Consider the following 11,361-nt stretch of genomic DNA (forward strand, 5'->3'; position numbering starts at 1 on the left):
CTGCGAAAAATAAATATCGAAGGATTTAATTATGTATACTTTTGGACATTCTGCTACAGTAATTATTCTCCTAACATCATGTATCAACTAAAAATACATCAATTTTTGTGCATCATTTAGCCGTTATTGAAATAATTTCAACTTTGATCTGTCGAATTAAAGTGGCAATCTATATTCAGCAACACCCATTATGAAGAACAAAAGGTTAAGTTGTTAACATCAGTGGCATTATTTTGTTGGCATGTAAAAGCTCTTCATTATATCAAATATTCTAATTAACTTTTTACGCCCGAACTGGGCTTGTTTAAGACGATAACATGAAGCTATACAAAGCATTATTCATCCCAACTTTGTTGTTGAGTGGCGTATTCAACACATGGGCAGGAGAAGCGGAAAATAATATTACTCAGGATTATATGGCCCGCTGGAATGAAGCCATGGATGGACAAGCCATCCCCAGTTCCCAGGCCGCAATCCTTGATGCTGATATTGTGAAGAGTTGCAAAACTGTAGCGCCGAAGACTTATCGCAGTGCAATGATCAATTTGTGGCAACATAAAACCGGCACGAAAATGACAGAGACGGCATTTCTGTCCGAAGATTTACAGCTATTTGACCGCCTGGCGGCAATATCCTGTATTGAAGGTGCGAGCTATGAACATAAAGGAAATGGCGAGCTGTTAGTTAACACGCTGGGTGCGCAGCTTCTGGAGATGGATGTTAAAGATGGCAATGATGCTTTCGAGCAAATAAAAACGATGGAATTCCAGACTGGCATCATAACCGCCAGATATGGGGTTAGCATTGAGAAAAAAATGTCACATCACACTGATTAACCTCTCTGTGCTTATGTAACTTTGGGGTCGTATTAATGCCACACGCCCCCAATGTTACTCATTAATTATTAGTCCGATTTTTCACTGCCTGTTTTATTCTGCTCTCAAGCAGTCTGGCAACCGCTGCAAACGCAGGCACCACCACCGAATTACCAAACTGCCGGTAAGCCTGAGTATCCGAAACCGGAATACGGAATGCATTACCTTGAATCGCTTCAAAACCCATTAAGCGCGCACATTCACGGGGCGTTAAACGACGCGGACGGCGAAGCTGATTATCTGCGTTGTCAAAATCCGCTTCCCCAAGAGATTTATCCCATCCCCGATCGATAAGTATTTCAGCGCCATCTTTGTAATAACGGGCTGACAATGTGCGGGCGACACTTGCTGGGTTTTTGGGATCAACCAGTCCATAACCAAAACCATTACCCTTAGCCTGGTGTTTTTTGGCGTAATAATAAAGATACTTCCAGAGCGTAGGCGTCAGGATATATTTACTATCCACTGAGGGTTCCAGTAATTCACCAAAGGTTGGGCGGCGTTGAGGATATAGTTCGCTGAGCTTAGTTAACGTGAAATCTTTATGCAGATTGAGGTCGCGACGAAAACCTACCAGTACAATACGTTCACGGTGTTGTGGCAGGAAGTTTTTACCATCAATAATTTTTGGATCCCCCGCCCCCATTATTGCGGCATCAGCCACCTCATAACCCAGGCTATCGAGGGTTTCCATAATGATACGGAAGGTGTTGCCTTTATCATGGCTTTTTAGGTTTTTAACGTTTTCGAGCACAAAAATTGCCGGACGTTTCGCATCAATAATACGCGCAACATCGAAGAACAGTGTGCCCTGCGTTTCACAAGCAAAGCCATGTGCTCGCCCTAAGGCATTCTTCTTCGACACCCCAGCCAGAGAGAAAGGCTGGCATGGGAAACCTGCCAGCAAAACATCGTGATCGGGCATCGTTGCCTGAATATGCGCCGTAGCTTCTTCATCGCTGACATCGTCACGATGGCTCAAAGTGACATCACGAATATCCTGATTAAACTGATGATCTTCCGGGCTGCAATACCAGTTGGCTTTATAAGTACGCACCGCATGCTTGTTCCACTCGCTGGTAAATACACATTGGCCGCCAATTGCTTCGAAGCCGCTACGAATACCACCAATCCCGGCAAATAAATCAACAAATTTAAATGCATATTTTCCATGATGTGCCGGCAATGGCGGCAACATGCTTTGCAGCATTTCACTTTCAGCAGGCGTCAAAGTACGCGGAGATGATTTACGGTTAAACCAGCGGTTTAGCGATTCACGAGTCCAGTCACCACTCACCTGACGCAAATGGTGTGCCACCGTCTTCTGGTCATAGATTTCCAGAATATGGCTCACGAGTGCGTAGTCTTCTTCTAATTGTTGCTGCTGCTGGCGAAGGGATTGTTGTGAGAGTTGCACGGCAATAGTGTCGAAGTCGTTCATCATGAACCATAGCAGGGAAAATAGAGTGTCACTCTATCACTGATTTGACCCAGAGAGAATCGGAACAGCCCGCAAGCGATGCGGGCATCTATCTAATTTCAGGAAGAAATTTTTTGCGAGGAAAATTGATGCACAACGTCCTGCTCAATACCGCAGTAATCGCCTTTCAACTCAGCACAAAGCTTGGCCATGTAATTCACCAAAAAATCTGCATTAAGAAGAGCAAGCGCGCGCCCTGCCTCGGTTTGCATGGTATCAGGCAATTTAAGTAATTTTTTCTGGAAGTGATCAAGGGCATAAGTGGCATCATCCAGCTCACGATGGCAAGCCAGTGGATCTTCACTGTCAAACAGTGGTCGCCCCAACGCACCAGAAGTATAGAAAACCCGCGCAAGTCCTATTGCCCCTAACGACTCCAGACGGTCGGCATCTTGCACAATTTTCGCTTCAAGTGTTTGAGGTGCAATCCCGGCGCTAAAGCTATGAGCGCGCACAGCATGCGCAACGGCATCGTATAACGGATGCGGAAAGTCGGGAAAGTGAGCATCCAGAATACGTAAAGTCTCTTGAGCAGCCTGTGTGGAAGCAAGATGACGTTCAGGATGGTTCTTCGGCAAGTTGACAATATCATGGAAGTAACAAGCGGTTAGCACCACCAGCCTATCGGCCTCAGTGGTTTCCATGATCTGCTGTGATGTTTTCCATACACGACGAAAATGTGCCACATCATGGGCTTTATCGTCCTGCAACCAGTTGTGTTGCAAATACTCTTCAAAACGCTCTTGCCAGTGGGCTATCGGCATACGTACTCCTCACTTCGCAGCTGGACCCGGTACTTAATATGAGTACAAGATCACAAAATTAGCAAGTAAAGCGCTGACAACAGACCACATTGGCACGATCTTATTCACCTGGCCCGCGTATACCAGGCCAAACCACCTAATAATGCAGCCACCGATCCCAGAACCAATAACCCCATTAACGCGCCAAGCAACTTTCCACCAAGCGATCCCATATCGCCACCGGTAACGTCGCTGACAACCCAAAAGTAACGCACCACAGCCCAAACCGTGTACAGGCAAAATCCATAAAACAACCACAGCGCCAATTTTCCGCCCGGAGTACGAGTCGGTTTTTCGTCCATAACTTCTGACATATGTCCCTCAATTAATTAGCTGAAGAATTGCGATAAGTGAGCATCTCCATGAGCGTGATTTTTATCACATTTTCATTGTTTTTTAACAGCATGAAATAGCTGTTTTTAATTAGGATGATTCTTAAAATTGTAATATATCATGTCATTCCTCATCAAATTAACAACCCACAAACATCAGATCATTTATTGAGCGGTTTTATAAATATGTAATTTTAGACACTCTTAACTTAATAGCCAGGCAGTTCCAGATACACACACCAAAGCAATTCCTACCCGTATTAAAGCTCCAGTAAAAACAACAACACACATTATGAGTGCCTTCAAAAATATCAGTTCTTAGTTTACCGGGTTAAATTAAAAGAGAGAGATAAGACAAAAAGAGATTTTGGATTATAAAACTGCAGACAATAAGTATCGATAATAATACTAATCAGACCTCGAATATCTGTATGCTCGTCCATCACGTGCTAAGACTAAAGATGCAGTCTGGCAACTGCCTCACCCGGAGCAAAACCGCTATCCCTGGCTTTCCGGGTTTCTCTCCCCGGAACATGCGTTCATATAGCTGATCAATATATTTCTACTACAAACATTGAGGATAGAAATAATTTTAACCCTTCCCGCGCAAGCTGTGACCCGCGTCGTTGAAAGGAAAAGTGGTAAGTGTTTGAATAATGACACAGAGATATAGGGTACATCCCTTCTCTCGGCGGTCCTGTTCTGGTCGCTGCCATGTGCCTCACTAGTGCGGCATTTTCACAGTCACGGTATAGTAGTTTTCCGTTCAAGAGATGACTTTGCGAGCGAGTAACATGATTAAGTGGCCCTGGAAATCAAATGATTCATCCGCTGTCACGGTATTGCCGTGGGAGCAGGCTTTAGCCATTCCGGTTCTGGCAACGCTCACGACTGCCGAGCAAGAAAAACTGGTCCGTCTGGCTGACCGTTTTTTACAGCAAAAACGGCTGGTGCCTTTGCAAGGATTCGAACTTGATGAACTAAAAAGCGCACGGATCGCGTTACTCTTTTGTTTGCCGGTACTTGAACTTGGTATCGAGTGGCTGGATGGTTTTCATGAAGTCCTCGTCTACCCTGCCCCATTCGTGGTGGATGATGAATGGGAAGACGACATTGGACTGGTCCATAACCAGCGCGTTGTGCAGTCTGGGCAAAGTTGGCAGCAAGGCCCCATCATTCTGAACTGGCTCGATGTGCAGGATTCGTTCGATGCTTCCGGCTTTAATCTGGTCTTCCACGAAGTGGCTCATAAACTGGATATGCGTAATGGCGATCGTGCGAGCGGCGTTCCATTAATAGCACTGCGCGATGTCGCGGGCTGGGAACACGATCTCCAGGCAGCCATGAGTAACATCCAGGACGAAATTGATATGGTGGGCGAAAACGCAGCAAGTATTGATGCCTACGCAGCATCTGAACCGGCAGAATGTTTCGCCGTGCTCTCCGAGTATTTTTTTAGTGCCCCGGAGCTTTTCGCGCCTCGTTTTCCTTCACTTTATCAACGTTTTTGCCAGTTTTATGGTCAAGACCCGTTATTACGGTTACGTGAGAGTGAAAACATTGAGGCATCCAATGGAAATACGGTGCATTAATTCAACAAGTTGATTTTAAATTAGCCATTTGAATCAATACGTTATTTTTGTCGTTGACTCTTTTTGAACGTGACGTTACTATTTGCCTCGTTCAAACGATTCCTCTGTAGTTCAGTCGGTAGAACGGCGGACTGTTAATCCGTATGTCACTGGTTCGAGTCCAGTCAGAGGAGCCAAATTTAAGAAGCCTGCTTAGGAAACTAAGCGGGCTTTTTGTTCTATTACGTCTGCTCATTCTCCCCTTTTCATCTGCTTATTATTCTCGCTCTGCGCGAATTCACACCGCTGCGGTTTCATGCAAGCGTAACCAGAGCAGCTCAGAACCCGTATTGCTGAATATCACAGTGGAATGGCGCAGAGTAGTCTCTTGCCCCGGCAAAGTTTGCCACTCGCCATAGCCGACCACCGCACCGGCTGGCCGCTGGGCAATAACCGTTATCTCGTCCGGTGAGACTTTCAATCCTGGTTTTGCAGCTCGCTGAGCCTGAAAGGATGGCCGCACTAAAAGATAGAAAAAAGGCCGCCACAGATACTGTGACGGCCTTGGTTTAGTGGCTCAAATTACAGAAAGCAGGCAGAGCTTACGGCTCAACGGCATTCAAACGAACCAGTTGCAAAGGCTCCGCCAACAATGCATCCATCTGCTGCACAAACGCCTGGAAATGTGGCAGTGCAATGTGTGCATCCAGCGCTTCCTGCCCTTTCCAGGACTCACGCATATAGAACACATCCGGCGTTTCCTGAAGCTGGAACAACGCGTAATCCAGGCAACCTTCTTCCTGTCGCGTCGGTGCAATCAGCGCTTGTAGGGCCGATTTCAGGTTATCTTGTTGCCCCTCTTTTGCCTTCAGAACAGCAATGATTGACAGTGTGTTATCCGACATTTTTAGCACTCCGTTAAGATTTCGCTGAACTCAAGACGCGATTTTGGCAATGCCGCGTTGAAGTCTTCCGCACTGCGATAGCCAATTGGCACGATAACCAGGCTGGTAAAACCTTTCTCGCGCAGGCCAAACTCTTCATCCAGAATGCGGGCGTCAAAACCTTCAATCGGCACAGCATCGATATTCATTGTGGATACGCCTAACAAGAAATTCCCCACGTTGAGATAAACTTGTTTTTCCATCCAATGCTGGGCGTCTTTGTAATCAAAACGGTGCATATTTACAAAATAAGAGCGCCCCTTGTGCTGCCCTTCCATCGCCTGCTGGCTGGCAAAACGGCCATCTGCATTTTCCTGTTCCAACAGTTTAGAAAGATGCGTTTCATCAATTGCCGTTTTCGCACAGAACACCACAACATGAGATGCATCAAGCACTTTGCGCTCATTAAACACATAGAAACCGGAGGTTGCTTTGGCAATACGCGCTTTCGCTTCATCAGTGCTTGCCAGAATAAAGTGCCACGGCTGTGAGTTTGTGCTGGACGGGCTAAGGCGCAGCAAATCCTTCACTTTCTCGATGTTTTCATCGCTAATTTTTTTGCTCGCATCAAACGCTTTGGTTGAGTAACGTGATGCTGCTGATTGAATAATGTCCATGATGTTTTCTCTATGATTTTTATGTAATTAGAAGCCTTCGAGCACGATTTTACCGACCGCACGATTGGTTTCAATTAATTCATGGGCACGGCGCAAGTTGGCTGCGTTAATAGTGCCAAAATGCTCACCAAGCGTCGTTTGCAGTACGCCCTGGTCTATCAAGGTCGCCACGCGAGTCAACAGGCGGTTTTGCTCAATCATATCGCTGGTTTCAAACATGGAACGAGTGAACATAAACTCCCAATGCAGCGAAATACTCTTCACTTTCAGCGGGCGCGCATCAAGGGTTTCCGGGTCATCGATCAGCGCCAGTTTCCCCTGAGGGGCCAGCACTTCAATCAGTTGCTGGTAGTGTTTGTCAGTCTGGTTGAGGCTTGCAACATGGGTAACATTTTTCACACCAATACGCGCCAACTCTTCAGTCAATGGCTTGCTATGGTCGATAACGTGATGCGCGCCTAAATCCGCAACCCATTGCTGGCTTTGTGGACGTGAAGCAGTACCGATAACGGTGATTTTCGTCAGCTTACTTGCCAGTTGCGTGAGAATTGAACCCACACCACCTGCCGCACCTACAATCAGCAACACATCATTTTCATTACCGTTTTCTGTCACGCCCAGGCGGTCAAATAACATTTCCCAGGCCGTGATTGCTGTTAATGGCAATGCAGCAGAAGAAGCATTATCAATAGATTTTGGTTTCAGCGCGGCAATGCGCTCATCCACCAGTTGGTATTCACTGTTACTTCCAGGGCGAGTCAACGAACCTGCATACCATACTTCATCGCCTGGCTTAAACAGCGACACGGCTTCACCTGTTGCAACCACTACGCCCACGGCATCCCAACCCAACACCCGCGGCTGGTCTGCTTTAAAACCTGCACGTACTTTGGTATCGACCGGGTTTACGGATATTGCTTTTACTTCTACCAACAAATCGTGCCCTGAAGCGACCGGTGTCGGTAGAGTAATCTCACTAAGAGATTCCAGATTGGTGCCATTTTGTGCAGCTTGAGTAATCGCGATAGCTTTCATGGTTGCTCCAGAGATTAAAGGGTTCATCGTGTGAATGAACTCATGGTACAAGGTGTTCTACAGGCGAAAAACAGCCCATAGAAAACAACACTTATACTCGGAGAGTTAAAATGCTCAGGTTGGAAGACCTTACTTTGTTTGTCAGGGCCGCCGCCTTAAACAGTTTTAGTGAGACTGCACGTGAAGCAGGTTTACAGCCTGCACAGGTCAGTACCGCCATCAAACGCCTCGAGCAAACGCTGAATACGCGTTTATTTGCCCGCTCCACGCGTAGCCTGCGGTTGACACCAGAAGGTGAAACCTGGCTACCCTACGCCATCACTGCACTGCAAACCCTTGAGGCCGGATTCGAACAAATTCAGCCCGCAGCCGACGAAGTGCGTGGTGTGTTGCAAATCGCCGTACCTTCAGATCTTGGGCGCAATATGTTGCTTTGGGTTTTCCAGGCTTTTCGTCGTGAACACCCGGCGCTGCATTTAAAAATTCTGTTCTCCGATCAAATTACCGATGTATTCAAAGATCCGGTGGATATTGCATTCCGCTACGGAAACAACGATGACGCCTCGTTTGTAGCCCTCCCACTCGCTCCTTTTAATCGACGAGTTGTCGTGGCTGCACCTTCGTATATCGCGCGCTGCGGTGAGCCAAAAACAATTAGCGAACTGGCCCAACATGACGCGTTAACCTACGCACTTCGTGGGCGGATTTACGACAAATGGACGTTAAGCTTAGATGGCGACATGCATCATGTGGCGATGAAAAGCGCAATGGTGAGCGATGATGCCGAAGTGATTCGCCGTTTAGCGATCGCAGGTGAAGGGATTGCTTATAAATCCTGGCTGGATGTCAGCGAAGATGTGAATGAAGGCCGTCTTAAAATTATTCTGCCGCAGTACCAGGGTGATAGCGTGCCGCTCAATATGATTTGCCCGCATCGTAAACAGCTTTCGGCAACGGTGCGGTTGTTGCATCAGGCAGTGAAACAGCATTGTGACGTGTTGCAAAGCCTGATGCCTGAGTAATACGAATCTGACATACAAATCATAGGGTGGATAAGCCGCAGGCGTCATCCACCATTTAGCCGTAAAACCGGCCACAAAGTAGCCGGTTGCATAAACAGTTACGAAATCGGATAAGTATATGGCGCGTTCACGCCCAGTGGCAGACCCAGAGCCCACCACACCAGCAGGAAGATGCTCCAGGAGACGAAGAAGATCACCGAGTAAGGCATCATCATCGACACCAGCGTGCCCACGCCAGTGGACTTCACGTAGCGCTGGCAATAGACCACCACCAGCGGGAAGAACACCATCAGCGGAGTAATAATGTTGGTAGTGGAATCACCGATACGGAACGCCGCCTGAGTCAGCTCAGGGGAGATACCTACCGCCATCAGCATTGGCACCATAATTGGTGAAAGCAGCGCCCATTTTGCAGAAGCAGAACCGATGAGAATGTTCACCACAGCAGTCAAAAGAATCATACCAATAATGGTGGCTTCGCCTGGCAGTGCCATTGTTTTCAGCACGTCGGCACCGGCCAGCGCAATCAGCGTCCCGATATTGGAATCGCCAAACGCTTTGATAAACATGGCACAGAAGAAGGCCATGACCATGTAGGAACCCATTTTGCTCATGGATTCATTCATTGCAGTGATGACATCTTTGCCGCTTTTAAAAGTACCAGCGACAAAACCGTAAACAATCCCGGGGATAATAAAGATCAGGAAAATCAACGGTACGATGGATTTCATGATTGGCGCGCCATAACTGGTGAGTGAGCCATCAGTTGGGCTACGAAGCAGCGAAGTTTCAGGCCATGCCAGAGCGGCAAGCCCTGCGAGCCCCAGAACCATCACCAGGCCCGCAGCTTTAAAGCCGCGGCTTTCCGCAACGGTGTAGCTGCTCATATCTTCGTTATGCTGATAATCGCCGTCGATTTCCAGTTTTGACACGCGTGGCTCAACAATGCGCTCAGTCACCCACCAACCAACCAGGGTAATCATTACTGTTGAACCTATACCAAAGAACAGGTTACACAAGGTATTGACGGTATAAGTCCCATCCAGCAGTTGTGCGGCAGTTTGGGTAAAACCTTGCAATAACGCATCGTTACCGGTTGGCACCATATTGGCCGCAAAGCCGCCAGATACCCCGGCAAATGCCGCCGCAATACCCGCCAACGGATGGCGTCCAGCAGACATAAAGATAATCGCGCCCAATGGAATAACCAGCACATAGCCGGCATCGGCTGCTACGTGGCTGAACATTGCGACGAAAATAATCATCGGAGTCAGCAGTTTTTTCGGCGTAACACGAAGCATTTTTTTCAGGCCGGTATTAATAAAGCCTGAGCTTTCTGCCACACCCACACCTAACATCGCCACCAGCACGATTCCCAACGGAGCAAAACCGGTGAAGGTAGTGACCATTGAAGAAAGTGTGACAGTCAGCGCCTCAGGCGAAAGCAGGTTATTAATTCTGACGGCTTCATTGGTAACCGGATTGACTACATCAAAATTGACGGAAGAGAGCACCGCGGAGAGTGCCATAACTACCAGTAAAAAATAGAAAAAGATTAAAGCGGGTTCGGGTAATTTGTTTCCTGCTTTCTCAACAGCGTTGAGAAACCCTGTCATTAGACGACCTTCCGTGTTCCTTGTCGTTGTGCTCATTATTACCTCGTCTTCCTGTTACATTCATAAAAGTCATTGCTTGCCGCAATTAATAACATTTTAGAATAATTCACAGCCAGTAACTTTACGTTACTAGTAAAAACGAGACATAGCAGAGTGATAGATATCAAGAATTTGATTGAAAGCCATACAATGAGTTTGGATAACAGGAGTAATGCAGAACAAAAAACGCCAAAAACTTCCAGAACATCACTATTAACATTGGGTAAACGGTTTTATAGAGTGGATGAGTAAAAACAGCATCCACTCAGTCCACCTTACGAAAGCGGCTCTTTTTTAAGACGCGGGTATTTTTTTAGCCAGCGCCCACTGACCATTCGCCAGTAGAACAACACGCCGCGCACCGTCCAGTCGAAGAACATACCCATCCAGACACCGACCACGCCCATCCCCAACACAATCCCTAATGTGTAGCCTGCAACCACGCGGCAACCCCACATGCTCGCCATGGAAACCCACATTGCAAAACGGGCGTCACGCGCCCCTTTCAACCCGGCAGGTAATACCCATGACGCTGCCCAAATCGGCATAAACGCAGCATTCAGCCAAATGAGTATTTTGACGACTTCTTTAACATCATCTTCGTGGGTATAGAACGAGGCCATCAATCCGGCGAAAGGCGCGGTCCCCCAGGCGATTATCGTCAGGCCAAGAGTGGAGAGCCAGAACACATGGCGCAGTTGCCGTTCGGCCTGGCCAATTTGCCCTTTACCCAGTCGCTTGCCGACAATAATGGTGGACGCTGAACCCAGGGCATTACCGGGTAAGTTAATTAATGCCGCAATGGAGAACGCGATAAAGTTACCGGCAATCACGTTTGTCCCCATTCCGGCGACAAACATTTGCGTGAGTAATTTCCCTGCATTAAACAACACCGACTCAATGCTCGCCGGAATACCAATCCCCAGTACTTCCCACAAAATGCCCACTTTGAGCGGACGGAAATAGCTTTTTAGCGAGATACGTAAAGAAGGAGCAAAACCAATCACCAGCACATAAACGAAACCAA

12 protein-coding genes and 1 tRNA gene are annotated in these 11,361 nt (G+C 47.4%); 4 read left to right on the forward strand and 9 right to left on the reverse strand.

All coding sequences use genetic code 11. From position 1 onward, the window contains the following. Positions 1–317: 317 nt before the first annotated feature. Complete coding sequence (locus tag M979_RS09355; RefSeq protein WP_064554633.1) at positions 318–836, forward strand: hypothetical protein; 519 nt, start codon at positions 318–320, stop codon at positions 834–836. 61 nt (positions 837–897) lie between these two features. Here the strand turns inward: M979_RS09355 and M979_RS09360 are convergent, their stop codons facing one another. From M979_RS09360 to drpB, 3 genes are all read right to left on the reverse strand, one after another. Continuing rightward, on the reverse strand, positions 898–2,316 hold the full coding sequence (locus M979_RS09360) for a DNA cytosine methyltransferase (protein ID WP_064554635.1): 1,419 nt from the start codon (positions 2,314–2,316) through the stop codon (positions 898–900). Positions 2,317–2,414: 98 nt separating this feature from the next. Continuing rightward, a complete protein-coding gene (locus M979_RS09365; RefSeq protein ID WP_064554637.1) occupies positions 2,415–3,119 on the reverse strand; it encodes a phosphohydrolase in 705 nt (234 codons plus the stop codon). A 104-nt stretch (positions 3,120–3,223) separates the two neighbouring features. Beyond that, entirely contained in the window at positions 3,224–3,460 is a 237-nt protein-coding gene (gene drpB, locus M979_RS09370) for a cell division protein DrpB (RefSeq protein ID WP_064512143.1), read from the reverse strand. Positions 3,461–4,284: 824 nt separating this feature from the next. Between drpB and mtfA the strand changes: the two genes are divergently transcribed. Next, complete coding sequence (mtfA, locus tag M979_RS09375) at positions 4,285–5,082, forward strand: DgsA anti-repressor MtfA (protein WP_064554638.1); 798 nt, start codon at positions 4,285–4,287, stop codon at positions 5,080–5,082. A gap of 100 nt (positions 5,083–5,182) precedes the next feature. Next, positions 5,183–5,258: transfer RNA gene (locus tag M979_RS09380), tRNA-Asn, on the forward strand. A 101-nt stretch (positions 5,259–5,359) separates the two neighbouring features. Here M979_RS09380 and M979_RS09385 read toward each other — a convergent pair. From M979_RS09385 to M979_RS09400, 4 genes are all read right to left on the reverse strand, one after another. After that, the gene (locus M979_RS09385; RefSeq protein WP_064554639.1) at positions 5,360–5,542 is read right to left on the reverse strand and encodes a hypothetical protein; all 183 of its coding nucleotides are present in this window, start codon (positions 5,540–5,542) and stop codon (positions 5,360–5,362) included. A gap of 121 nt (positions 5,543–5,663) precedes the next feature. Continuing rightward, positions 5,664–5,966 (reverse strand): putative quinol monooxygenase, encoded by a 303-nt coding sequence (locus M979_RS09390; RefSeq protein WP_064554640.1) that lies wholly within the window; start codon positions 5,964–5,966, stop codon positions 5,664–5,666. Positions 5,967–5,968: 2 nt separating this feature from the next. Continuing rightward, positions 5,969–6,622: an oxygen-insensitive NAD(P)H nitroreductase gene (nfsB, locus tag M979_RS09395; RefSeq protein WP_064554641.1), complete on the reverse strand. Its 654-nt coding sequence runs from the start codon at positions 6,620–6,622 to the stop codon at positions 5,969–5,971. Between the two features lie 27 nt (positions 6,623–6,649). Further along, the gene (locus M979_RS09400) at positions 6,650–7,657 is read right to left on the reverse strand and encodes a zinc-binding alcohol dehydrogenase family protein (RefSeq protein ID WP_064554642.1); all 1,008 of its coding nucleotides are present in this window, start codon (positions 7,655–7,657) and stop codon (positions 6,650–6,652) included. A 110-nt stretch (positions 7,658–7,767) separates the two neighbouring features. Between M979_RS09400 and M979_RS09405 the strand changes: the two genes are divergently transcribed. Continuing rightward, positions 7,768–8,679, forward strand: a complete 912-nt coding sequence (locus tag M979_RS09405; protein WP_064554644.1) for a LysR family transcriptional regulator — start codon at positions 7,768–7,770, stop codon at positions 8,677–8,679. A 98-nt stretch (positions 8,680–8,777) separates the two neighbouring features. Here M979_RS09405 and M979_RS09410 read toward each other — a convergent pair whose 3' ends face one another. Next, positions 8,778–10,295 (reverse strand): AbgT family transporter, encoded by a 1,518-nt coding sequence (locus M979_RS09410; RefSeq protein WP_157093220.1) that lies wholly within the window; start codon positions 10,293–10,295, stop codon positions 8,778–8,780. 314 nt (positions 10,296–10,609) lie between these two features. After that, a partial coding sequence (locus M979_RS09415; RefSeq protein WP_074388639.1) for an EmmdR/YeeO family multidrug/toxin efflux MATE transporter occupies positions 10,610–11,361 on the reverse strand: 752 nt, incomplete at its 5' end.

The organism is Buttiauxella noackiae ATCC 51607 (genome assembly GCF_001654865.1).
Lineage (GTDB): Bacteria > Pseudomonadota > Gammaproteobacteria > Enterobacterales > Enterobacteriaceae > Buttiauxella > Buttiauxella noackiae.

Bases quoted from the DNA above. Each gene is read 5' to 3' on its own strand.
- M979_RS09355 (WP_064554633.1), top strand. From the start codon at position 318: ATGAAGCTATACAAAGCATTATTCATCCCAACTTTGTTGTTGAGTGGC.
- M979_RS09360 (WP_064554635.1), bottom strand. From the start codon at position 2,316: ATGAACGACTTCGACACTATTGCCGTGCAACTCTCACAACAATCCCTT.
- M979_RS09365 (WP_064554637.1), bottom strand. From the start codon at position 3,119: ATGCCGATAGCCCACTGGCAAGAGCGTTTTGAAGAGTATTTGCAACAC.
- drpB (WP_064512143.1), bottom strand. From the start codon at position 3,460: ATGGACGAAAAACCGACTCGTACTCCGGGCGGAAAATTGGCGCTGTGG.
- mtfA (WP_064554638.1), top strand. From the start codon at position 4,285: ATGATTAAGTGGCCCTGGAAATCAAATGATTCATCCGCTGTCACGGTA.
- M979_RS09390 (WP_064554640.1), bottom strand. From the start codon at position 5,966: ATGTCGGATAACACACTGTCAATCATTGCTGTTCTGAAGGCAAAAGAG.
- nfsB (WP_064554641.1), bottom strand. From the start codon at position 6,622: ATGGACATTATTCAATCAGCAGCATCACGTTACTCAACCAAAGCGTTT.
- M979_RS09400 (WP_064554642.1), bottom strand. From the start codon at position 7,657: ATGAAAGCTATCGCGATTACTCAAGCTGCACAAAATGGCACCAATCTG.
- M979_RS09405 (WP_064554644.1), top strand. From the start codon at position 7,768: ATGCTCAGGTTGGAAGACCTTACTTTGTTTGTCAGGGCCGCCGCCTTA.
- M979_RS09410 (WP_157093220.1), bottom strand. From the start codon at position 10,295: ATGACAGGGTTTCTCAACGCTGTTGAGAAAGCAGGAAACAAATTACCC.